Origin of the sequence: Pseudomonas sp. OTU750018, assembly GCF_011636575.1 — a bacterium.
Lineage (GTDB): Bacteria > Pseudomonadota > Gammaproteobacteria > Pseudomonadales > Pseudomonadaceae > Aquipseudomonas > Aquipseudomonas peli.
In genome coordinates, this window is the sequence record NZ_JAAPAU010000004.1 from 98,814 (window position 1) to 124,506 (window position 25,693).

Below are 25,693 nucleotides of genomic sequence, written 5' to 3' on the forward strand. Positions count from 1 at the left end.
CTACTGGGCGAAATAGGTCGCCCAGAAGTAATAGAGCGTCATGCCGCTGCCCACCCCAATCACCAGCATGCGTAGGAACTTGGCTGGCAAGCGCTGGCCCAGCGCGCCGCCGACATAGCCGCCCACCGTGGCCCCCACCAGCAGAATCACCAGTTCATACCAACTGACCCGCCCGGCGATGACAAAGGTTGCCGTGGCCACGCTGTAGATCACCGCTGAGATCAGGTTCTTTAACGCATTGGCACGGGCCAGCGGATGGCCTTCGATGGAAAACGCCGCCAACTGCAAAATGCCCATGCCCGCGCCGAAGTAACCGCCATAGATCGACACGCCAATGTGCGCGCCCAGCGACAGCGGGCTGTGCGGCGGTTGCGCGGCCTCGGCACGGCGCGCGGCCAGCCAGCGACTCAGCCAGGGGCTGGCGGCAAACAGCGCGGTGGCGGCCAGCAACAGCCAGGGAATCAGCGTGGCAAACACCGCGTCGCCGCCGAGCAGCAGCAACAGCCCACCCAGCAAACCACCCGCCAATCCAGCCGCCATTAAAGGCAGCAGATAACGCCCCAAAGGCCGCAACGAAGCCCGCGCCGCCCACGCCCCCGCCAAACTGGCCGGCCACAGCGCCACGGCATTGGTGGCATTGGCCGTCACCGGCGGCAACCCGGCCGCCAGCAGCGCCGGAAAGGAGAAAAAGGTGCCACCACCGGCCAGGGCATTCATCCCGCCGGCGGCGAAGCCGGCGAGCAGCAACAGCAGCATTTCGTTGAGTGGCATAAGGCTTCATCGGGTTAACGGCAGGTGACGGGGTCAACGCCTGCTGTGGTTGTCTTGTTTAATGCCCGCCGTTATTGCCTGGCACTGTATTGGCGTTCCTATAATCGGCTTTTTGGCACAGGGCAGGCGACGATGGCGAACGGACGAGCGCGGTACAGGCTGGGATTCTATGCATTTTTAGCCTTGGCTCTGCTGTTTTTTACCGCCCACGGTCAGGCCGCGGCCGTTAATGACCTGCGCCATTGGGAGCCCGCCCAGCAGCCCTATCAGGTGCTGGCGGGACAGTGGCAATTGCAATGGCTTGAACCACAGCGTGCAGCAGGCCTGATCCAACTGCCGTTCACCTGGTCGGAGGGCACAGCCAAGCCCTGGGGACAGGTGGGTTTTGGTCATATCGAACTGCGTACGGTCGTGCTGCTGCCTGAGCATTCGCGACCCTTAGCGCTGTATTTCGACGATCTCAAATCAGCGGCGCGGGTCTGGGTCGATGATGTGCTGGTGTTGGAACGCGGTCGCCCCGGTAATGCCGAACATGAGGTGGCCCGCTTGCAATCTGCCATCGTGCCTTTGCCGATGGGGCACGTCCGCGTGGCGCTGCGCGTGGAGTTGTCCAACCACTTTCACCATGAAGGCGGTATCGACATGGTCGTGCGTGCAGGCACGCTGGATAACGTGCGCTTGGATGTCAGCCGTCAACAAGCCTTGTACCTGGTGAGTGTCGGCGCCACGTTGATGATGGCGTTGTTCATGGTGTTGCTGGATCGCAGCGCGGCCCGTTCTCTGGGTGGTGTGCCGTTTGCTGCCATTTTGGTGCTGGCTGGTATGCGTGCAGCTTCCAGTGGCGAGTTGCTGGACTACTACCTCGAGCTGCCTGCCTTGTGGATCTATCGCATTGAATACCTCTCGGGGCATTTGTTCGCGCCTGCTTACGGGGTATTGCTGTTGCGGCTGTTCCCGAGCGAGCTGTCCTTACGTGTGCTGCGCGTGATGATCGGCGTCGGAGTACTGGGGGCCGCGCTTACGTTGTTTATGCCAGCGTCATTTTTCACCCTGCTGCGTGATCCGTGCGCCCTCTGGTTGCTGCTTTGCGAGCTGTATTTTCTCGGGTGCCTGTGCCTGGCGACTTATCGCAAACGCGCCGGAGCGGCGGTGGTTTTGTTGGGCATGGTGGCGCTGGATGTGACCATTGTTAACGACCTGATGATGTACTCGTTGAACGTGCCAACGCTGAACCTGATTCCTGTGGGCGTTTTGCTCTTCTTGCTCTCCCATGGGCTAGTGGTCGGCAGCCGGGTGACGGCTGCGCTGCGTCGCAGTGATGAACTGCGCGAAGACCTGCAGCGCTTGAACGCCTCACTTGAAGCGCGTGTGGATGAACGCACCCAGGCGCTGGCCGTGGCGCGCGATCAGGCCCTACACGAGGCCCGTCAGTCACTGGAACGGCAGGCCATGCTCAGCCATGAGCTGCGGACCCCTTTGGTGGCCATTCAAGGCCACTTGCAACTGCTGGCCCGCGATGGTCTGCAATCCGAGCAACAACGCCGGCTGGATACGGTGCAGGTGGCCGCGCAGAGCCTGACCGATGTGCTGGACGGATTGATGCTGCTGTCGCGCGCTGAAAAGCTGGAGCCGCCGCCGCGCGAAGTGTTTTCCCCGGTGCAATTGATCGAGGACTGCGCTGCGATCTTCCGGCCACAAGCCGAAGCACGTGGCTTGAGTCTGCTCACGCGCTGTGATCCTCAGCTGCCGGCGTATGTGCTGGGTAATCCGCAACCGCTGCGGCAGGTCTTGTACAACCTGCTGGGCAACGCTCTTAAATTCACCGAAGAAGGCTATGTTGAAATTACTCTCACGCGACGGGGTGCGGGACTGGCGCTAAGGGTCAAGGACACTGGCGCCGGTATTCGCACCGAATTGCAGCCGCATATCTTTGATGCCTTTGTCAGGGATGCGCAGCGGGCTGAGCCCGGTATTGGTCTGGGGCTGTACATCACCGCCCGGCTGGTCGATCTGATGGACGCTGTGATTGCGCTGGACAGCGCACCTGGGCGTGGAACCTGTATCGATGTCGCCTTACCGTTCCCGGATGCGCAAGCGCCCGGGCTGGTCCTGGAGGATTCCGCGCTGCTGCAGGGCTTGCGCGTGTTGCTGGTGGAGGATGTCGAGATCAACCGGTTGGTCACCGCCGAGTTGCTGGAACGCTGGGGCTGTCTTGTGCACACCGTCAGCACCGGTCGGGATGCCGTGCAGGCCTGTGCCGCAAACACCTTCGACCTGGTCTTGATGGACATGCGCCTGCCCGATATCGACGGTTTGACCGCCAGTCGGCTGATTCGCCAGCAAGATCCGCAAAACGCTCCAAAACTGGTGGCATTGACCGCCAATGCCAGCGATCTTGATCCCGCGCAGTGGCGTCATGCCGGGCTGAGTGCCGTATTGGCCAAACCCCTGCGCCGCGATGACCTGCTCCGCGTGCTGGAGGATTGGGACGCCCTGCCGGCATCGCCCAGCGGCGAGTGCGACGATATCTCCGAAGCGCGACTGGAGGTGTTGCGCGGTTGGTTGGGGCCGGCGCTGTTCGATCGTTTGCTGCCCACGCTGGTGGACTCCCTGCAGCAAACCTACGACGCCTTGGCCCAGTTGCCACAAGGCCCGCAGGCGCGCGATCAACTGCGCGTGCTCTGCCACCGTTTGCGCGGCAGCACCCTGAACTTCGGCCTGGATAATCTCGCCCGGATTGCTGATGCCACGCATGAAACCGATCAGATCGAAGGCCTGCTGCACGCGATTGAACGGCACCTGCAACTGTTGCGTGCGCGTGTCCTGCAAGAACAGCAGCCGTCTGGCGGTCATCGTGAATAGCTGGCGCACTGTTTGATCTTTGCGTCAGAATCCGCGCCAGTCTTGGGGAGTGCACGGTCAATGATTGACAGGCTTGTAGTGGTCGAAGATGCGCCAGAGATTCGCGAGATGATGGTGCTGTATCTGCAGAACGCGGGGTTTGAAGTCTATTCCACCGACTCCGGCCGGCAATGCCTGCTCATGGTGGAGCGCCTTAAACCTGCGCTGGTGCTGCTCGACATTGGCCTGCCGGATTTGGACGGGCTGACTGTGACGGCTCAGTTAAGGCGCAACCAGCCTAACCTGGGTGTGATTCTGGTGACGGTGCGTGACGAGGATTACGACCGTGTCGTGGGGCTGGAGGCCGGAGCCGATTGTTACCTGACCAAGCCGCTTAACCTGGGCATTCTGCTGGCCCAGGTGCGCAGCCTGCTGCGCCGATGCGGGGGGGGGGAACGGGAGTCTGACTACAGCCTGAGCCTGGGGCGTTTTCGTATCGACTTGTTGCGGCGTCATATCGTCAATCAGGACGGCGTGGATGTCAGCCTGACGCCGGGCGAGTTTGCTGTTTTGATCGGGTTGATTGAGCGCCGGGGGCATGCGGTCAATCGTCATGAGCTGCTGACATTTCTGCGCCGGGGCCAGGAAGATGCTGAAGACGTGGACGTGCGCACGGTGGATGCCCTGATCGTGCGCTTGCGGCGCAAGCTGGAAGTCTCGCCCAACCGCCCCCAGTTGATCATGACCGTCTACGGCAAGGGTTACCGCCTGGCCAATGAGGCTGAAATCAGTCAGTAAGTCGTTTGCTGGCCAATTGTGAACAAGGGTTCACAAGCGTGAATGGCCTTTCCTAGCACTCACATATAGCGAAACCAGAGAATTCACTACTCGTGATATCTCTAATCGTGACAGTGAGGTCCGCCATGTTGGTCAAACGCCCCGCCCCTCGTTCGACCTTTCGTGAACAGCCCAAGCAACCGTTTCAGCCCACGCGCCTGGCCGCGGCCATTCTGGTCGGTATGGGCGTGCCTGCGGTCTGGGCGGACACGAACACTATCGTTGCGGCCGGTGGCACCTACCAGGTGGGCGATGCCTTGGTGCAGCTTCCAGGCACGGCAACCAATATTGCGGTCAAGGGCAATGTTACGGATATCACCACCGGCACGGTGCGTGGGCAAACTGGCTTTAACTCCTTCAGTCATTTCCAGGTCGGCAACGGCAATACCGTAAACCTCTATGTGCCGAGCGGAGCCAGCAATCTGGTCAACCTGGTGCATGACTCACGGGTGGTGATCAATGGCACGCTCAATGGTGTGCTGACCGATGGCAACCGAATTGGCGGCAACATCATCTTTGCCGACCCTCATGGCATGGTGGTGGGCAGCACCGGCGTCATCAACGTCGGCAGTTTGACCATCACCACGCCCTCGGCGCAGCAGATGCAGCAGCTGTCTTCGGCGGTGGGTGTGGTCACGCCCGAAGGCGCAAGCCAACTGGTCGACGACCTGAAGAGCGGCCAGTACAACGACGCGGGCGTTTTGACCGATCTGCCGGGTGCAGAGCGCGGCAAGGTTGAGATCAAGGGCAAGATCAATGCCGTAGGCTCGGTGAATATCTTTGGTGCTGCGGCGGTGGTGGCTCAAGGGGCTGGCGTTGCAGGCGGCAAGGACGTTGCTGATGCCGTGTTCAAAGGCACGGTCAATACCGCCGGTTTGTCCGTGGGACAGGCCGCGCAGCGAGCCGATGGTGCGGTGCGCATCGTCGGCCGTGACTCGGCGGTAATCTCCGGTGAACTGGCGGCGCTGATGGCTGATGGCAGTGGGGCCAGTGTTTCGGTCTCGGGCGGGCAAAGCCTGGAGCTGACGGCATCCGCCCGCGTGCGCAGCCAGGGCGAGGCCGGCAAAAACAGTGGCAAAGTGACGCTAGAAGGCAGCACCATCAATGTGCGCAGCGGTGCTGTGGTCGATACGCGGGCCACCGGCAGTGGGCGCTCCGGGGATATTCAGGTCAGCGCCATCAGTGATGGTGCCTGCACCTTCTGCGAAGGCGGCGATGCCAAGACCGTCGACGAAATCACCCAGACGCTAAAAACCAAGCCGAACTCGCTGCTGGCACCTGACCGCGGCGTTGCCAGCGTCAATATCGAGAAAAATGCCGTACTGGATGCCAGCCACGCCGATGACTTCCGTGAAGGTGACATCAAGGTCAGCGCCACCGCCATCAGCAAGCAACTGGGCGGTTATTCGGCGGCCGATGCCAGCGTCAAGGTCGCCGGCACGCTCAAGGGCGGCAATATCGCCCTGAACAGCAATGCCGTGGCGGTTGTTGACCCAGGCTTGCTGAGCTCGCTGTTCGACAGTGCCGCGATCAAAGCCGACATTCTGAAGATGAAGAATGAAAACGGCTGGAGCGATGAAGAGGCCTGGAAAAAGATCATCGGCGACATCATGGACCCGATCACCGGGATTGGCTCGCTGAGCAATCCCGACCAGCTCAAGGCGTTGGGTGCAGACCCCGCCGACCTGAGTGAGCTGTCGGCGCTGATTCCCTTCCTGGCCGTTTCGATCGGTCATGCTGATTCCAAGATTGAAGTGCTTGACGGCGCGAACCTGCATGCCAGCCAGAAGTTGCTGGTCAAGGCCGACAGTACGCGCGCGGTGACAACGGAGAGCTTCTCCATTCCGGTGGTGCAATCGTTGATTCCGTTCAACGCTGGCATGGCCTTTGGCCGCATCAGCGGCGCCACCAGCGTGGAGGTCAAGTCGGGTGCCACGCTCAAGGGTGAGCAGGGCATCGCACTGCAGGCGCATAGCCAGAACACTCTGACTGTAGAGTCGGAAGCCACCAATGGGCACGACGCCGAAGGCAAGCAAGCCACCACCACCGGCTTTGCTTTTGCCATGGCCAACACGGGCCTGACCACCTCGGCCAAGGTCAACAGCGGTGCGCTACTAAACACGCGGGGCGATGTCAGCCTGCTGGCGCTGACCGAGCAAGCGATCCGTAACAAGGCGGTGTTCAAGTCGTTGGGTAACGGTGCTGCCGGCGGTGCCGTGCTGGCCTTAAGTGTGCTCAACAGCAATACCCAGGCAGCCTTCAATGCCAACCTGAGCGGCTCGCGTCATCTGGATGTCAGCGCCACTAACCTGATTTCTCGTCAGCAAAATGAGGCGACCTCGCAGGCCGGTAAAGGCCTGGCGGATTTCCTTAAGTTTCGTGCGATTGGCACAGTCGATCCGATCAAGAATTATGTGCTGAGCAAGTTCAAGGACGTGAATCCGACTCAGCCGACGGACAGCAAATTCCGTTTGGCCGCCTCGCTGGGGTTGGTGGTCAGTGATCAGCAAGCCGAGGCCAGCATCGGCCAGAGCACGCAACTCAATTTGAGCGGCAACCTTGGGCTCACGGCGCTGCAGGAGATTCGCGAGTTGCACAATCTGGTCAACAGCACCGTCAACGGCTCCAAGAGGGGCGAGGACCAGAATGACTATTCGCTGAGCATGGCCGTGGCGATTGCCACCCTGAATCAGGGCACTCGCGCGCTGGTTGGTGATGGCGCGCAGATCACTGCCCAGCGCATTGGCTTGGGCGCTCAATACATCCAACCCTTGAGTCTCGGCGGTTTTGACCGCTGGAGTTCGCTGAGTGACATCGGCAAGAACATGATGAGCCTGGGGGGCTGGCCGAGTGATCTGGCCGGTAAGTTTTCCACCCAGTACGCCAACTCCCAGGGGACCTCCGATGAGCTGGCGATCACCGGCTCCATCTCGGTGCTGACTAATTTGATTGATACCCGCGCCTGGGTTGGGGACCGGGTTCGCCTGGAAGCCTTGGTCAATGATGAACTCGCCTGGCAGAGCAGGCCGCTGGATGCCCTGGTCGGGTTGCGTGATGCCCAGGGCTTGCTGATTCCGCCTAGCGCCATGGTGGCCAACCGCAACTGGGAGTGGGCACAACCCATCACGGTGACCGCGGGCAATCAACTCGGTCAACTGGCCATTGCCGGCAACATTGGCATGTTCCTCTTCGGCACTGCTGTAGGAGGCGAGTCGGCCCCGGGTGAAAATTCCAAGCCTTCGGCCCTTGGCGGTGCGCTGAATATTCAGACTGTCTCCAGCAAGGCCGTGGCCGGTATCGGCGCGCAGGCGGTGGTCAAGGCGGGCGGGGTCCAGGTCCAGGCGTTGCAGGATGACCTGATCCTGGCCCTCAGCCCGTCTGCCGGCAATGGGGTGAGTGCGGCGGCCAATGGTGCCGCCGTGGCCAATACCCTCACCTCGACGGTCAATGCCTCCATTCATAACACCGCGAGCATGGACGCCAAGCGCATTGGTGTGCAGGCCGAGCACCGCCTGGGGTTGTGGACCGCTGCGGGGGCTGTGGCGTTGGGCGGCACCGCCGGGGTGGGCGGTGGGCTGGCGCTGAATGTGTTGACCACCGACGTCAATGCGCTGGTGGGCAATAACCTGAACTGGCGACCCACAGCGTTGGGCCAAGGTCTGGAGGTCAGCGGTAAAGGTCTATGGAAGGCCAACGTGTTGGATGTGCAGGCGCTCAGTTCAGGGCAGAGCGGAGCCTTTGCCATTGCCGGAGCCATTGCCAAAGGCAAGGATGAGCAGAAAGAACAGGACGAAGGCACGAAAAAGGCTGGTGATATCGGCAAGCCCACGGTAGAGCTGGCCGACAGCTTTGGTCAGGCGTTGCTGCAGTCGATTACCGTCGGTGTGATCAATGTCACCCCGGCGCTGAGTGCCTTGTCCAGTGCGGCCGGCAAGATCAAGGATGCGGTGACTGAAGCCCCGCAGAAGATTTCGAGTGGCTGGGACAGCATGAAAAAGCTGTTCAGCAAAAGCGACGCCGGTGGTGGCCCGGATGGCGGTGGTGACGATTCGGGCGGCTCAGGCAAGGGCTTCGCCTTGGCGGCTGCCGGCTCGGCCAGCCTCAATGTGTCGCGTCAGCGCAGCAAGGCGGATCTGGGCGATATCGTGCTCGATCCGCGTGACCCCGCCGACGGTGGCAGCAAGGTCAACGTGCTGGCCCTCAATCAGACGCACCAGTTCAGTGGTTCTGGTGCCGGCGCGCTGACCCTGGCAGGCAAGCAGAAGAGTGAATCCAGTGCTGCCCTCTCGGGGGCGTTGGCCTACAACCACCTGATGAATGAAACCGATGCGCGGGTGGGCAATGTGCTGTTGCGTGGCAACGACCTGCTGCAGGTGCAGGCCCTCAGTGCTGGTGATCAGATCGCGCTCGGTCTTGGTCTGTCCGTGGCCACCGCCGGTACCGATAAAAATGTCGCGGTTTCGCTGTCCGGCTCGGCCGCGTACATGGGCAACCGTACCCGCGCGCTGGTGGAGAACAGCCAGGTGCAACAGCGCCAGGCGGCACCCGGCCAGATCGCCGTCAACGCCTACGACCGCGCACGGGTGATGCTCGGCGGCGGCGCGTTTGCCGGCAGCAAGGGTAACGGCGGCAGTGCCGGCGGCTCGCTGGTGGTGGGGGTGCTGGCCAATACCCTGGCGGCGGAATGGCTGGGGAGTGAGGCGAGCGATTTCGCCCGCATGGATGTCACGGCGGCGAGCGCCTCACGGGTGCTGGCCGGTGCGCTGGGCGGTGCCGTCAGCACGGGCAGCGACAGTGGCGCGGGTGCCGGTTCGCTGCTGACACTGGTTTTGGCTAACAAAATTCAGTCGCGTGTCGACGCTTATAAGCCGAACGCCACGTCTCCGGCGCTGTTGTCTTCACTGCAAGGCGGGGCGCTGAACCTGTCGGCGCAAAGCCTATCCGGCGCTTCGCCGTTGGACAGTCTGTTTTCCACGGCCGCCGAAGGCACCTTGCTGGAGAGCGGTCTTGATCTGGGCGGCGGAAATACCGTGTCGGCGATCAAGGTCAGTGGTGAAGTGGACAAGGATTTGCTCAACGGCAAGAACGGTCCCGGCAACCTGTTCGAGGGTCAGATCGCCGGTGAAGCGGTGTTGGCGGTGGCCGGCAGTCTGGGGGCCTCCGGCGGCAAGGCCGGGGTGGGCGGTTCAATGGCGCTGGTGTATTCAGGCAGCGAATACACTGCTCAACTGGCCAACAGTAATGTCGATTTGAGCGGCGATTTGACGATTGCCGCGCGGCATAGTGCCGACGTGCTGGCGGCTGCGGTTTCCGGTGCGGGCAGCACCGAGGTGGGGGTTTCCGGTTCGGCCACGGCGCTGATTGGTCGCGGCAATGTGCTGGCGGGTCTGGACATGGGCGATCGCACGCTCAAAGCCAATAACCTGCGCATCAGCGCCGAGCGCAGCGGCGGGCACTATTCGCTGGCGGGCAATATCACCGGCAGCAGCGGCTCCACGGCGGTGGGCGGTGCGGTGGGCATCAGTGACATGCAGCAGCGCGTTGAAGCGCTGCTGGAAAAAGGCCGCTATGAACTGGGCGGCGACCTGACCCTGGATGCAGCCCAGCAGAGCCGCATCATCAGTGCGGCCCTGTCAGCGGCCGTGACCTCCGGCAATGTTGCCGTGGGCGGGGCCATGACCTTCAACCGGATTGCCGACACTACCCTGGCACACCTGCGCAATGCCAAGGTGCTGGCGGATGACCTGAGCATTCGCACCACGCAGGCCGGTCTGGGCGCGAGCATCTGGTCGCTGGCCTTCAACCTGGCCGCCAGTGGCAGCAACACCGGCGTGGGTTCGGCGGTAGCGATCAACCTGGTCGAAGCCACGCGCAAGGCCGAGGTCAATGACAGTGAAGTGGACCTGCGCGGTTCGGCCAGCGTGTTGTCGGGGCTGGATGGCGAAATCTGGGGCGTTGGGGTCAATGCAGTCGGTGGCAGTACGGCTGGGGTTGGCGGCTCGGTGGTGGTCAACAACATCGACGGCAGCGACAGCGCCGGCGTCAGTGGCGGTTACCTGCGCACCAGCGGCAGTGGCAAGAGCCTCACGCTGGACGCGGCACAAGGGCAAGGCATGCTGATTGCCTCGCTGTCCGGGCAAGTGACCGGTTCGGGTAATACCGGTGTCGGTGGCGCGTTCTCGGTCAACCGCATTGGCGCCCAGCGCAGTGCCTCGATTGCGCAGAGTGATATCCGTGGTTTTGCCAGCGGTGCGCTGTCTGCCGGCCTGGATCAGTCCATTTACGCCGCCGCCGTCTCCGGTGCCGGTGCCAGCACGGCGGCTATTTCCGGTTCGACCACCAGCAACGTGATTGAAGGCAGCGAAACGGCCAGCATCACGGGTAGCCGCATTGAACTGGGTCGTCTTGAGCTCAATGCCAGCCGTGGCAACCGGGAAATCTGGAGCCTGGCCGGTACCGTGGGCGGGGCCGGCAACGTCTCGGTGGGGGTGGCCAACGCCAATAACATCATTCTGGCTAAGCGCATTGCTGAAGTCAGCGGCAGTCAGTTGCTGCTCAATGGCGCGCTGAGTCTGCGCAGTGGTGGCGCATCGGGTATCCGCTCGCTGGCGGTGGGTGCCGGCGGTGCCGGCTCGGCGGCCGTTGGTGCGTCGCTGGCGATCAATGTGATCAAGGGCGAAGAGCGCGCCAGTCTGGACAGCAGCACCGTCAGCGGTGCTCAGGGCGTAGAGGTCAAGGTGACCGATGGAGCGGCGGACATCTACACCGCCGCCGGTAACGTACAGGTGGGCGGCAGCGGTTCCGGCACCGGCGCGGTCGCCATCAGCACCATCGAGCAGCAGCGGATTGCGCGGATTCTCGACAGCACCATCGCGGCCGGCACCTCGGCAGTCGATGTGCTGGCCACCAGCGCCGGCACCATTCGCACCCTGGCGGTCAGCGGCAGCATTGGCGGCAGCGGTGGTGTGGCCCTGTCCAATGCCAGCAACAACATCGGCGCAGTGACCCGCGCGCAGATTGATGGCAGTGCGGGAACGGCCGGCGTGGTCACCGTCAAGGCGTTGGACACCTCAAGCATCGCGGCGTTGTCCGGCGGTGCGGCCGCTGGCGGCTCGGCGGCTGTCGGTGCGGCGACCTCGGTCAATCGCGTGGCCAGCCAACTGGAAGCCCGCGTGCAAGGGCGCAAGGCGGCACAGAGCTGGCTGCTCAGCGACCTGATTGTCGCCGCACACTCGAACTCGACCATCCGTTCGGCGTCGATCAGTGGTGCGATCTCGGGTACTGCCTCGGTGGGCGGTTCGGCCGCCACCAACGTGATCCAGAGTTCTGCGCGGGCATTTATCGAGCAAGGGGCCTGGGTCGTCGCGCAGAACAACGTCACGGTTTCGGCGCGGACGCTGGACCAGATCAGTGGTGCCGCGGGTGCCTTTATGGCCAGCGGCACGGCGTCGGTCGGTGGTTCGGCCACGGTCAACGTGATTGAGAACAAGACCACTGCAGGGATCACGGGCGCTCAGACGCAGGTCAGCGCACTGGCTCAGGGCGCGGCGGCGAACATTGATAACGGCGTGTTGCTCAATGGTCCCAACGCCACAGACCGCCTGTGGAGCGATGCGGAGCAGTTCAACCCGATTCCTAACCTGGGCTTGGGTACGCGGCAGTTCCGTGGTCTGGCGGTGCAGGTCAGTTCGGTGCAGCAGATTGGTCAACTGGCCGCGGCCGGTTCGATTTCGTTTGTTCCCCTCTACAGCGCGTCGGTCTCGGGCCTGGGCAATAGCAACGTCATCGGTGGCCTCACGCATGCCAGCATCGAGTCGGCGCAGATCAATCAGGCACCCGGTGCGGCTGCAGCGCAACAGGTGTTGGTCGGTGCCGCCAGCCATGCGCTGAGCGCCAGCTATCTGGCCAGTGCGTCGTTCAGCCTCGGCGTGGCGGCGGTGGCGGCAGCCTTGGACACCACGGTGATTCAGCGTGAAACCCGCGCCTTTATTAGCGGTGCCTTGCTGGCCAGCCGCGCCGCTACCGAGGTGCGGGCGGCGTCTACTCAGTTCGCCAGCAGCCTGTTGGCCAGTGCCGGCGGTGGCATTGTCGGGACGGCTGGCAACGCCACCCTGGTGATTGCCAAAGGCACCACTGAAGCACGGGTGGATAAAGGCAGTGAGCTGCAGGTCGGCAGTCTGTTGGTCAGCGCGGATGCGCTGCAACAGTTCAGTGCCAATGCGCTGGCCCTGGCCGGTGGTTTGGTGGGTGTGGGGGCCAACTTCGGCCTGGTGCTGAATCAGGCGGTGACCCGTGCCTGGGTCGGCGAGGCATTGAATGCTGCCAATACACTGGCCGACAGCCGTGTACAGGCAGGCTCCGTTACGCTTCGCGCCCGTGGCAACACGGAACTGCACAGCAATCTGGTGGGCGCTGCGGCAGGTGGTGGCGCGGTAGCCGGTTCGGCGCTGGTGCAGGTTGTGGAAACCACCACTGAAGCCGGTGCCAGCCAAGCCCTGTTCGGTACTCCGGCCGCTCCGTTGAGCAGCCTCGACATCAATGCCCACGACAACCTGCGCGTGACCGGCAATGTCGGCTCCGGTGTGGTGGGCGCTGCAGCGCTGGGCGCGTCGGCCAACGTGGTGGTGGCCAACAGTGCAACCCGCGCGCTGCTGGACCGCAGCACCGTGCACGCGGGCAGTCTGAGCGTGAATGCCTTGCGCGAAGGCTATGCCGAACTGCTTACCACTTCGGGTGGTCTGGGCTTTGCCAGCCTCAGCGGCAGTCTGGGTCTGTTATTGCTGGGCAGCGGCGCGACTCAGGTCAGCGCCGGTGACAGCACGGTTGATCCACTGAATTACCTGAACAAGGACGGGCAGGGCACGCTGGCCACACTCGATAAGCTGAGCAACACCGGCCCGGTGACCGAGTTGAATCACGATGAGGTGGTCTGGGATGACGCCAGCCAGCGCTACACGCGGGTTACGGTCAGCGACAAGGCAGATGCCGAGCGGATCAACAGCAGCTCCAAGGTCACCGTCAGTGACCGCCTGCAGAGCAACAGCAGCCGTAAGCACGAAACCGTGGCCCGGGTCAGCGACAGCCAGATCAGCCTCAGTGGGGCGGCTTCGGTACAGGCTCAGGATCGTCTGGCCAGCCGTAACCAAGCCGGCAGTCTGAATGCGGGCGGCGGTGCCTATGGCGCGGCCATGGCATTCAGCCTGTCCAATGCGCGGGTCAGTGCCGAGATTCTGCGCGGCACGCTGAATGCCGCCAGCTTGCTCATCAAGGCCTCGGCCGTGGACAAGAGCACCCCCGAACTGGGCGGTGATCACACCCAGGCCATGCTGGTTAATGCGGTCAGTGGGCAGGCGGCGGTTGTCGGTGCTGTGGGCGGTGCCGTCGCGGCGGCGGTGTTGAACAATGGCGTAAGCACCGTCCTCGGCGGCCCGGTGCAACTGACGGGCAGCCTCAATGGGCAGGCCAGTGATAACCAGAACCTGCAGGTGAAAGCCTCGGGGCTGGCGGTCGGTGGGTTGGCCGGGGCCGGGTTGGTGTTGGGCGTTGCCGCCCATGACAGCCGGGTAAGTCTGGATGTAGCACCGGGTGCTGCATTGCAGGCGAGTGACATCCTGTTGTCTGCGCTATCTGCAGGCTCGGCCCAGCTCAATGGCTGGGGCAGCAGTGGCGGTGTGTTAGGCGGCGTCAATGCCCTGCTGTTGTTGGCCCGTGATGCGGCGCAGGCCCGGTTGAGCATCGGTGAGGGTGCCCGCGTGCAGGCCACGCAAACATTGGATCTGGATGCGCAGGTGCGAACGCGCCTGCAGGCCCGCAGCGAAGGCTATGCGTTGGGTGGTCTGCTCGCGGTGGGCGGCAGTGTGGTCGACACCTTGAACAGTGCCCAGGCCGAGTTGACGGTTGGCAACAACGTGCTGCTGTCAGCCACCAGCGGTCAGCTGCGCAGCCGCGTGCTGCGTGAGGGCGAGCAGGACAGTGCGACCGTGCATGCGCAGAGCCTGGCCGGTGGTATTGGTATTTCCGCCAACGCCGCGGTGGCCACCGCGCGCTCGAACAGCAAGGCGCTGTTGCGCACCAGTGCCAGCAGCCGTTTTGCCGGTGCTGACGGGGGCAGTTGGACCTTCCTGGCGGAAACCGATGTGCGTCAGCGCGCCACCGCCGATGGCCGGCTTGTCGGCATGCTGGCGCTGGGTGCCACCGTGGCGCAGGCACTGTCGCAGTCGCAGACACTGGTCGAAGTGGCTGGTCTGTTTAAGAGCAACCTGAGCACGGTGAAGATCAATGCACTTGGCAGTCAGGACAACCAGGCCGTTGCCAGCGCGGGTCAGGGTGGCCTGGTCAGCGGTGCGGCAGCCGTTGGCAAAACCGCCGACAGCAGTTCGACCCTGGCCAGCTTCTGGGCACGTGGTGTGCTCGGTAATGCCATGCAGGTGGGCAGCCTGGCCCTCAGTGCGTTGCAGCAGTCGCGCTTCAACAGTTTTGTCGACAGCAGCAGTGCGGCACTCCTTGGCATGAGCGGTGCCCATGCGCAGAACGACATCAACCTGACCACCAGTGCCCGGTTGTTGGACGGCGCGCGCATCAACAGCCGCGGCTACAGCCAGAGCGCTCGTGCCAACGTCAGCAAACCCCAGGCAAGCGCCTATAACGTGCAATCCGGCTCCGGTGGTGTGGTCGATGCGGCGGCTGCGCGCAGCCTCAGTGCGATCTCCCTGGATACCAGCAGTCTGGTCGGCAACGACGTGTTGCTGCGTGTCGACGGTGATTGGCGCAACCCGAAAAAACTGGAAATTCAGGCCTTCAACCGTATTGATGGCTATGACCGGGTCAAACTCGACAGTGGCGGTGTGATCAGCATTGCCCGTGCCGAATCCCGCATCGATGTGCTCAAGAGCAACGCCGAGGTGCGCGTGGGTGAGCGCGCCGACCTCTACAGCATCGGCGATCTGGTGCTGGCTGCCAGCGGTGCTTATGTCATCGACAGTCAGGCTAACGCCAAGACGTTCGGCGCAGCCGGTGCGGCCAGCGGCAGCAGTCTGGCGCGGGTCAAGGCCGACTATGTGGCGCGCGTAAACGCCAATGCGGCGCTGTTCGCCTATGGCGATCTGCGTTTGCAGGCCGGTTATGGCCTTGATGGCGCGATGAACCGCGCAGAGCTCACGGCGCGTACTGACCTGTGGAACAACACCGCCTTCCCGGTGGTGACAGACCCGGATGCCGCCGCAGAGTACCTGCGTACCAGCAACCTGCACGTGAACGCCGGTAGCCGGCTGCGCAGCGTGGGTGACATTCATGCCTATGCCGGGCAAGGGCATGGCGTACTGACTGGCAAGGGCATTGGCCGTGACCTCTACCGTCAGGCCGCCGCCGACCTGCTGGGTGCCATCGTTGGGCAGGTGTCGCTGGACATCAACGGCGGTAGCACCCTGAACAGTGGCCAAGGCCTGGTGCGTATCGATGGTCAGTTGGATGCAGGCGTTTACAGCCAGCGCAAGTTGGTGATCAGTGGCTTGAAGTACCTGCTCAATGGCCAGGAGGTCAACCCGGCCAGCCTCAATGCCTCGACCCAAGGCACGCTCACCGTCGTTCCGGTGATGCAGGAAGTCAGTGATGGCATCACTTGGAGCCTCAAGCAAAGCGAATACTCACAGTTGCTGACGCAGCGCCTGCAGGAACTCAATAACCGCTTAGCCAGCTACGGTATTTCGGCGGTTGAACGGGCGGCTTTTGAAGCTGAGCGTACCCTGCTGAACAAAACCCTGAGCAAGCTGTATGAGCAGATGGGCGGTACGGTCGCCAATAACCCCGGTGCTGTTTCCGGCGAGGGGACCCTGCCGGAAGGCTTGAAAATCTGGCTGTTGGAGATTGATCCGATATTGGCCAAGCCCGGCAATATTCTTGTGCAAGGCGATGCCCTGATCGGCAGCGGCAAGCTCAATGCACCGGGCGATGCGAAGATCGAAATCATCAACCACAGCGAGGCATTCCTTAGCCTCAAAGGGCTGGAAATCCCGGATCACCTGGGCGGCCAGTTGCTCTTCAATGGCGCCAAGATGTCTGGCAATGCCAGCATTCAGGCCGCCAACAAACCGGGCAGTAGCAACGCGGCCTTCAGCAGCGTGACCGTGGCGGAAAACTCGGCAGCACCACGCATAGTGGTGCAGAACCTGCGCAACCCGGCTGACAACATCAAGGATGCGTCCGGCCTGAGCATGCCCGCGGCCGATATCTATGTCGCGGGCAGCCTGCTGAACAAACGCGGCGAGATCGAACTGACTGCCAAATACGGCAGCATCTACGCCAATGCCGATATCCGCGCGCAGAAACTGAGCCTCAGCGCCGGTCAGGATTTTGTCCTGAACAACCCCAAGGCCTTTGTACACATCGGCGGCGACCCGGCATTCAACAATAACGGCAGTACGGTTCAAGGCAATGGTTCGGCCACGGTGGCCGGGCAGAACGTGGTGATCAATGCGCTGTACCTGAACATCAATGGCCTGATCCAGAGCGGTGTCGCGGATTGGCGGGCGACCATTGATGAGTCGCGCTTTGCCAATCTCGACGGTCGCCGTGCAGAGGCCGTTGGCAACCGCTTGCAACTGGTACAGACCGATGCCCGTACCGGCACTCTGGGGTATGCCTGGGATTACGACAGCAACAGCATCGTGCTCGATCAGGTGCAGGTGGGTGGCGGTTACATGGAGCTGACCGGGCACATCCTCAGCACTGGCAATGGCCAACTCAAGGTGCTCGACGGTTTCAGCCAGGTGCACGTCACCAACAACACCACGCGTCATCTGGAACTGGCCGGGCTGGACCTGGGCCGCGGCGTGGAAGGCACCCTGCGCATCAACGATCTGGGGCGTGGCGAACAGGGGCAGCAGACCGGCGGTGATCGGCTCTGGTCGACGGTGTACACCCGTGTGGGCGATCAGGTGCAGCGTTATGAAGGCTGGAGCAATGGTCCGCTGACCCACAAAGGCAGCAGCAATGGCCGTGATACCAGCTACAGCACCACGGCCGGGCGTTCCTACGTCTGGCTGACCGGGCGCGACGACAGCATCACCACCACCCGGCAAGAGTACTGGGATGCCTTCTGGGGCTTTATCCCGACCGGTGATGGCACCCTGGCCTGGGAAAAAGTGGTCAAGGGCCAGAGCACGGCCATTCCCGGGGCCGAGTACATGGGCAGCACTCAGGGCCTCTACCGGATCGACAAAGACCGTATCCGTAACCACCGCTTTGCCGAGGACGCAGCGCTCAACGCGATCTATCAGAATGCCGCCTTGCAACTGGCGGACGAGGATCCGGATAACGCGCTGTTGCAAATGTTCCGTGTCGGCCTTGGGGCCGGTGAAATTTCCCGGGTCAACGAGACTTACACCACCGCTGATCCGGTCAAGATCAACCAATTCGCCGGTGGGTACTGCAAGACCCATTTCATTTGGTGCCAGGTTTACCGCACCACCCTGACCAAGGTGTTCAGCTCGGGCGCAAAAGAAATCAACCGCTATGCGGTACAGGCTGATCGTCCCATCAACATCAGCTTTATCGGCAGCGAGAGTGGGCTTATCGACCTGATTGCTAAGGGGGATGTGACGCTGCGTGGCTCGTTGTACAACCTCAGCGGCAGCACATCGCTGAAGGTCGACGGGGCGCTGCGGCAGAACAATGACAGCCTGGTGATTGCCGCGCGTGACCTCGACCTGCAGGCCGGGCAGTCAATCGGCAGCGCCGAACAGGCCTTGCGGGTCGAGGCCACCCGCAGCCTGGGCGCTTCCAGCCAGTTCGGCTCGATCGACCTCAAGGCCCTCAATGGCGGTGTCAACCTGACACGTCTGAGTGCCGGCGGTAATCACCTCTCGCTCAGTGCCCAGGGGGACATTCTCGGCCAGGCCGGGATGGTGGTGACGGGCAAGACCCTTAACCTGACCTCCAGCCACGGCAGCATTGGTGCCGCTGGCAATGCACTGCGCATTGATTCGGGCAACAGCGCCCAGAGCTTGCTGCGGGCGAACGCCGTGAGTGATATCCACCTGGAGGAAGTGGGTGGCAACCTCTGGCTGGATCAGGTCAAAGCGGGTGGCGATGTCTGGCTCAAGGTTAGTGCCGGTGACCTGTATGACGGCAACAGCGAACTGAACTACGACAATCGCGCCCTGAGTGAGCTGCAGCGACTCTGGGCCAGCATGGGCCTGACCGGCAGTGCTGCCGATGAAGCGCTGGCACAACAGCGTGATGCCTTGGTCAAGGCCGGGCAGCAGCGGTATGCGCAGTACTGGCGCATGCGTCAGGGCGGGGCGCTGAGTTTCGATGCCCAGCAGGCCGCCTTCACGGACGGGCAGCGCACCCAGCTCACCAGCCTGGGCTGGAGCGTGCGGCAGATCGCCACCGAGGAGGCGCGGCGAATCGCTGACTACCAAGCCCTGCATACGCTGTATGGCGCTGGCAGTTTTGATGCGAACTTCACCTACCAACTGCAAGGCAGCGAGCTGGCCAGTCTGGAACAGACGGCTAAATGGACGGATGAGCAACTGCGCTACTCGATTTCCGCCAACCTGTTGCGCCGCGACGATGGCGGTTCGGTGGTCAAGGAGGCCAGCAACATCGAGGGTCGCAACGTCACCCTGGAGGCCTCGCGCATCGGCCGCCTGAAAGCCGATTCGATTGTCATCGACCTGAGCCAGGCCGCTACGCTGAGCAACGAACAGCGCGCGGCGCTGGCGTCTGCTGAGCGTGATGACATCGTCTTTGATGCCAATAACCCGCTGCTGATCCGGGTGATTCAGCGCGATGACGTCAACGTCAAGGCCAGCGGAACCCTGACTGCCACGGCGCAAACGGACCTGTTCCTCGGTGGTGAGCAGGACTTCAACGTGCATGCGCTTAACGGGCGTAGCATCAGCCTGAAAACCGATGGCAGCATCGTCAGCAGCAATGGCGACAAGGTGGTCATTCGTGGTCATGACGTCACCCTGGAGGCGGCCGGCGGCAGTATCGGCAACGCACAGGCGTTGAATATGGAGGTCACTGGCGACCTCACCGCACGGGCACGGCTGCTCAACCTGGTGCAACACGGCGATCTCGCCGTGGAGCGCCTGACAGGCGTGGACAGCCTGTCGCTGCAGGTGCTGGGTAACCTGCGCGCCGCCAGTCAGCTGGGTGAAAACCTGCTGGGCGGGCAGATCAACCTCAAGGTCAGCGGCCTAACCGGGGCCAGCGGGCAGCGCTTGCAACTGGGCACAGGGCTGGTGTCTCAACGGATCAATCTGGACCTGGGTGCCGATGCCTGGCTCGGCGGCCTGCAAGGCGCGTCCAGTCAGCCGGGCGTGCTGCATCTGGGCACGGTTGCCGTGAACGGTACGTTGGATCTGGGCCAAGTCAGCGAGGTGCAGCAGCGCGGTGCGTGGCAGCTTGGCGGCTTAGTGGCGGACGTCAGCGGCGACTGGCTGGCCAGCGCCGGCAGCAGCCTGAATGCCGACAAGGGCGTCCTGCTCAACAGCGGTGGCGAAGTGCGCCTGGGCAACGTCAGCGTCGCCAACGGTGATCTGGATATTCAGGCCGCCCGCCTCAGTGCAGGGGCACCGTCGACTCGCTGGTACGCCAGTGGTCTGCTGCGTCTGGCCAGCCTGGGTGATATTGGCAGCCAGCTGCAACCGCTGGAGCTGTCGGCCCGGCAGCTGCAGGTCAACAGTGCCACCGGTGGGTTATTCCTCAGCCTGGCTGCTGGCATTCAGAGCGGGACATTGGACAGTGCCGGTCATCAGTGGCTGCGCAGCCTGGGTAATCTGCGCCTGGACCGGGTCAGCAGTGGCGGGGACATTCAACTGCAGGGCAGCGGTCTGCTCGAACTGACTGCACTGAATGCCGAGCGTGATCTGGACCTGAGCGGTGAAGCCCTGACCGTCGGCACCTTGGGCAGTCGCAACGGCAATCTGACTGTCAATCTGAGTGATGCCCTGCGCGTCGATATGCTCAACGTGGCGGGCTTCGGCAAGCTGAGCAGTGCATCCGCGGTACTGGGTGAGGCGAGTTTTGCCGGCGCGCTGGAGCAGGTGCACAGCGGTGCAGTGCAAATCGACCGGCTGACCCGTGCCGGTAACTGGACCCTGCAGGCCGACTCGGCACGCATTGGCAGCGCCACGGTCAACGGTCAGGTGCAGCACACCCTTACGGGTGCGCTGAACTTGGGCCAACTGGACGCCACCGGCGGCTGGAACTTGAAAGCAGGTCGCAGCGAGATCACCGAGGCCAACCTGGGTGGCGCGGTGAGCATGCAGTTGCATGACACGCTGCAATTGGGTGTGTTGACTGCCGGTCAGGGCTGGACTCTGCGCGGTACCTCGGCCACGGTCACCACCGCTGATATCCAAGGCGTCGTTGACCAGCAACTGAGTGGTGCACTGGCGCAAGACAGCCTGAAGGCCGGCGCGAACTGGACTCTGCTGGCCGACTCGGCGCGCATCGATAACGCCACGGTCAACGGCCAAGTTCAGCACACCCTCACCGGTGCGCTGAATCTGGGGCAGCTGGACGCCACCGGCGGCTGGAACCTGACTGCCGGTCGCAGCGAGATCACCGAGGCCAACCTGGGTGGCGCGGTGAGCATGCAATTGCATGACGCGCTGCAACTGGGCCGTCTGACCACATCAGGCCGTTTGACCTTGCAAGGCACTGCCGCGCAGATTGGTCACCTGGTCGTGGGTGCAGAGGCTGACCTTGAGCTGACGGGTGATCTGGCGCTGCAGCGCTTGCAGGCGAAGACCTCGCAGCTGCGGGCAGGCAGCGCATCGCAACTGGCCGATCTGGCCATTGACGGTGACCTGTTGGTGCGCGTGGCTCAGGGCATGTGGCTGCAGCGAGCGACGGTGAGCGGTCATGCGGACCTGCAGCACACTGGCGCTCAAGGCACGCTGCGCGTTGGCTCGCTGGATGTTGGGCGAACACTGAACATGCAGGGCGCGGGTCACTGGCTGGGTGATAGTGCGCTGGTGCAGGGTGATGTCAGTGCCGATATCGGCAGCGGGACCTTTGGCCGGTTGGAAAGTACCAGCGGTGCCTTGCGTCTGAATGCTGGCGGGCATTTGGCGGTCGATGAGTTGCACAGCCGTCTGCAACGGATCGACCTGTCGGCGGGCAGTGCCCAGCTCGGCCGGGTGAGCGCGGCGGGTGAACTCAAGGTGCATACCCAGGGCGATCTGAGTGTGCTGGAGGGGCGCAGTGGCGGCGACATGAGCCTCACCACGGCCGCAGGCCATCTGGGCCACATCCGCTTTGGCACCGCGATGGACCCGAATGATACGGCCGGCTTGCTGGCGGCCCATCTGAAAACCACCGGTAACCTGTTGGTGCATGCCGACGGTGATGTGCTGGGTGGCAATGCCGAGGCTGATCTGGAGCTGCGCATGATTGGCCGCAACCTGCGCTTTGGCCGTGCGCAGAGCCTCAAGGAGGACATCTTCCTGCAGGCCAATGGCAACTTCCTGCAGGGCCACGGCAATATCACCGGGCAGGTGGTGGAGGCCAAGCGTGACGTTGGCATCATCGCCAACGGTGACCTGAGCATGCCCAAGGTCATGTTCGGGGGCACCTACTCGCTCAAAGCCGGGCGTGATTTAGTGGTGGGCTTGGGCGGCGACCTGAACATCACCGGTATTGCCGAAGCCGGACGTGATCTGCGCTTTGAAATTGCGGGCAAGGTTGACCTGGAGGGCGTGAGGGCCGGACGTAACCTGAGCATCGTTTCCGGTGCCGCGATCAACATTGAGCAGTTTATCGATGCCGGTGGCCACATCACGCTCAAGGCCAACCAAGGCGATATCCGCATCGGTCAGCGCATCCGCTCCAGCGGTCAGTATGAGGGGCAGGCGATTGCAGGCGATATTCTGCTGAGCGCCTCCGGCAGTATCGAGACGCCGCTGGTGGAAAGCCTCAATGGGCGTATTGAAGCCGAAGGTGCACGCCTGCAACTGGGTGACTTGGCATCCAGTCAGCGTATCGATCTGCAGGCCGGTGAGCAGATCACTGTCGCTAACAGCCGCAGCGGCGAAGAGCAGCGTTGGTTGGCAGATGCGATTCAGGTTGGGCAAGCCGTAGATGCGGGCGGCCACATCACCTTCAATGCACGCAAGGGCGATATCCGCGTCGGTCAGCACATCCGCTCCAGCGGTCAGTATGAAGGTCGCGCGATTGCCGGTGACATTCTGCTGAGCGCCGCTGGCAGCATCGAGGCACCGCTGGTGGACAGCCGCAATGGGCGTATCGAAATGACCGGCGCGCGCCTGCAATTGGGTGATCTGGCTGCTAGTCAGCGTATCGATCTGCAGGCCGCTGAGCAGATCACTGTTGCGAATAGCCGCAGCGGTGAAGAGCAACGTTGGTTGGCCGATGCTATCCAGGTTGGACAGACCGTGGATGCTGTTAGCCATGTCACCTTAAAGGCCCGAAAGGGCGATATTCGCGTCGGTCAGCATATCCGCTCCAGCGGTCAATATGAGGGCCGCGCGATGGCCGGTGACATTCTGCTGAGTGCCACAGGCAGCATCGAAGCGCCGCTGGTGGACAGCCGCAATGGGCGTATCGAAATGACCGGCGCGCGCCTGCTACTGGGTGACTTGGCATCCAGTCAGCGTATCGATCTGCTGTCGCGCGGTTTGATTCGTGTGGCAACCAGTCGCAGTGCCGGTGACCAGCGTTGGACAGCCGATGAGGGCATCTTCTTCGAGCGTTTGCTCGCCAATGGCCAGGCGTTGCTTGATGGCCTGCTCGATGTGCGTGGTACAGAGCTGCGTGCCGAACAGGGTGCGCTGGTTCGTGCCGGCATTCGCCAGGGTGGCTCAGGCGCTGCCAGTATTCATCTACAACAGGCCGAAGCGCCGAGCCTGAGCCTGTGGGCGGGGAATCTGGTGCGGGTTGCCGATGCGGCCATTGGTCAGCGACTGGATCTGCATGGTCGTGACATACAGCTCTACGGACGTCACACCGGTAGCGGTCAACTGGATCTCTGGGTGCAAGGGAGCGCTGAGCAGCAGATTGCTGACACGCTGTTGTTGCGCCTGGATGCCGCCAGCATCGCTGCTCCGCGTCTTTATGTGGCCGACGCGCTGATCGACACCACGGCGGCACAGGTTGATTTGCGTGATGCACGCGGAGTCAATCGGCTTGAGTTGCGCACCCCGCAAGCGCGGGTGCGCATGGACAATGCCAGCCCGGTTTACATGGCCGATGCCGATGTGCAGCTGTACGAACTGGACAAAGCATTCAGTCTCAAGCAGAGCAGCCTGTTGTCTGACACCAGTGCCTATGTCCTGCACCGCAAACTGACCCATCAGGTGGTGGTGCCGAACTTCAGCATCAACCGCGAAGCCAGCACAGGTGTCCCGTATCAGGGGATTTCTGCGGCCCGCTTTGCCGAACAGCACCTGTCGAGCGGCCTAACGCTGGTACGTCTGTCGTCATTGCTCAATAGCCTGGCTGCAGCGGTTGTGCCGAGCAGTGTCTGGGTGCCCGCCTGGAGTCAGGCACCTGTGGAAACCCGTATCAATATTGATGTAGCCGATGAGCGGCTGGAAGGAGATGAGGTGGCTTCTTGGTCCCTGTGATGATCACCCCGCGTGCTGCCTGGCTGATGTTGGTCATGTTGGCCAGCATCAGCGTACAGGCTGCGCAGCCTATCGGCCCGCAGGTCCCCGGGTTGGTTAACCCGAACCTGCAACGTGAGCAGGTGGAGCAGATTCAGCAACAGCAGCGTATCGAAGAGCGGGCCCGGCGTACGCAGGTGCCGGCGTTACGCGGTGATGCGCCTGCTGATCAGGTTTTGCCGGATCAGGGCGAGCGATTCGTACTGACGGGTATCGCCTTCAATGCCTCGGTCTATCTGCCTCGCGAGCAGTTGGAGTCCTTGGCCCAGGGGTATGTCGGCCGTGAAATCGGCTTTGCCGAATTGAATCAGCTGCTGCGCGAGATCAATGCGCTCTACGAAGCGCGTGGTCAGCTGACGGCGCGAGCATTGATCCCGGCGCAAAGCCTGGAAGACGGTCAGTTGCGCATTGTGCTGGTCGAGGCGAAGGTCGATCAGGTCACCTGGAAGGGAGAGACGCGTAAGGTCGGTGAGCGTTTCTATGCTCAACGCCTGAATGTGCAGCCGGGCAGCACCCTGGACAGTCCTGCGCTGATGAGTGCGATTCAGCGTTTCAATGCCACTACGCCTGGCCCTCAAGTAACGGCCAGCCTGGCCCCCGGCGCTCGCTTTGGTACTACATCGGTTGAGCTGGAGGCGTTCGAGCCTGAAACGCTGCAATGGAGCCTGTTTGCCAACAACTATGGCAATGAAAGCACTGGCCGTGAGCAGTATGGCGGCAGCCTCACCTGGTTTTCGCCGACCGCCGTGGCCGATGCCCTCAACCTGCTGCTGGTAACAACCGCAGGTTCGCAATATGCCAGTCTGCGCTACAGCCGGCCGCTGAACCGCTGGAACGGGGTGGCCTATGCCGAGGTGGGCGGGAACAGCATGACCGTGGAGCAGGGGCCGCTGGCTGCACTGAATATCGAAGGGGAGTCGCGCACCTACACCCTGGGGTTTGACCAGCCCTGGTGGCTGGATGATAACTGGCTGTTGCAAGGTGGCCTGGGGTACAACCAGCAGCACTCAGAGAATACCGTCGAAAGCTTCACCCTCAGTGAAGTAGATACCCGGGAAGCCTTTCTACGCGGCCAGCTCGAGTACCGGGCAGCGCCTTGGTACCTGCGTTATGAACAACGCGTGCGTCAGGCCAGTGTGGACAACGCGGTGAGTGGTGATAGCGGCAGCTACGGCTTGCTCAATGGGCAGGGTTACCTATCGCGAGCTCTGGGCGAGCAGTATGAGTTGGTCGGACGTTTCGGCTGGCAATTCGCCAATAACACCGAAGAGCTGCCAGCGTCACTCTTCTACCAGTTTGGCGGTATCAGCAGCGTACGCGGGTATGACCCTGGCGTCATTTCATCGCCTCAAGGGGCAACGCTCAACCTGGAAGCCTGGTGGCGTCACAGTCCGCGTTGGCAGCCTTTTGTGTTCTTCGACTATGGCCGTGCCATGGAGCTGGGCATCACCGACATCGACCTGCAGAGCGTCGGCGTCGGACTCAATTTCAACTGGGGCCGGCACCTAAGCCTGAGCCTGACAGCCGCCAACACCCTCAAGGATGTGGTGCCTAATCAGGACGGTGGCCAAGTGCTGGCCCAGATCATTCTGCGCTGATGCTTTATT

The 25,693-nt window shown here is 62.6% G+C and carries 5 protein-coding genes; 4 read left to right on the forward strand and 1 reads right to left on the reverse strand.

The window, feature by feature from the left end; translation table 11 throughout:
• Nucleotides 1–771: a sulfite exporter TauE/SafE family protein gene (locus HCI85_RS19265; RefSeq protein ID WP_167147235.1), complete on the reverse strand. Its 771-nt coding sequence runs from the start codon at nt 769–771 to the stop codon at nt 1–3.
• A gap of 183 nt (nt 772–954) precedes the next feature.
• On the opposite strand from HCI85_RS19265, the gene HCI85_RS19270 reads away from it, so the two are divergent.
• From HCI85_RS19270 to HCI85_RS19285, 4 genes are all read left to right on the forward strand, one after another.
• The gene (locus tag HCI85_RS19270; RefSeq protein WP_167147238.1) at nt 955–3,633 is read left to right on the forward strand and encodes an ATP-binding protein; all 2,679 of its coding nucleotides are present in this window, start codon (nt 955–957) and stop codon (nt 3,631–3,633) included.
• Between the two features lie 60 nt (nt 3,634–3,693).
• Nucleotides 3,694–4,410, forward strand: coding sequence for a response regulator transcription factor (locus HCI85_RS19275; RefSeq protein WP_167147241.1), 717 nt, complete (start codon nt 3,694–3,696; stop codon nt 4,408–4,410).
• A 125-nt stretch (nt 4,411–4,535) separates the two neighbouring features.
• A complete protein-coding gene (locus tag HCI85_RS19280; RefSeq protein ID WP_167147244.1) occupies nt 4,536–24,047 on the forward strand; it encodes a leukotoxin LktA family filamentous adhesin in 19,512 nt (6,503 codons plus the stop codon).
• On the forward strand, nt 24,047–25,684 hold the full coding sequence (locus HCI85_RS19285) for a ShlB/FhaC/HecB family hemolysin secretion/activation protein (protein WP_167147248.1): 1,638 nt from the start codon (nt 24,047–24,049) through the stop codon (nt 25,682–25,684). The genes HCI85_RS19280 and HCI85_RS19285 overlap by 1 nt, the downstream gene beginning before the upstream one ends.
• The last annotated feature ends 9 nt before the right edge of the window (nt 25,685–25,693 follow it).

Coding starts and splice junctions, on each gene's coding strand:
- HCI85_RS19265 (WP_167147235.1), bottom strand. CDS start 771: ATGCCACTCAACGAAATGCTGCTGTTGCTGCTCGCCGGCTTCGCCGCC.
- HCI85_RS19275 (WP_167147241.1), top strand. CDS start 3,694: ATGATTGACAGGCTTGTAGTGGTCGAAGATGCGCCAGAGATTCGCGAG.
- HCI85_RS19280 (WP_167147244.1), top strand. CDS start 4,536: ATGTTGGTCAAACGCCCCGCCCCTCGTTCGACCTTTCGTGAACAGCCC.
- HCI85_RS19285 (WP_167147248.1), top strand. CDS start 24,047: ATGATCACCCCGCGTGCTGCCTGGCTGATGTTGGTCATGTTGGCCAGC.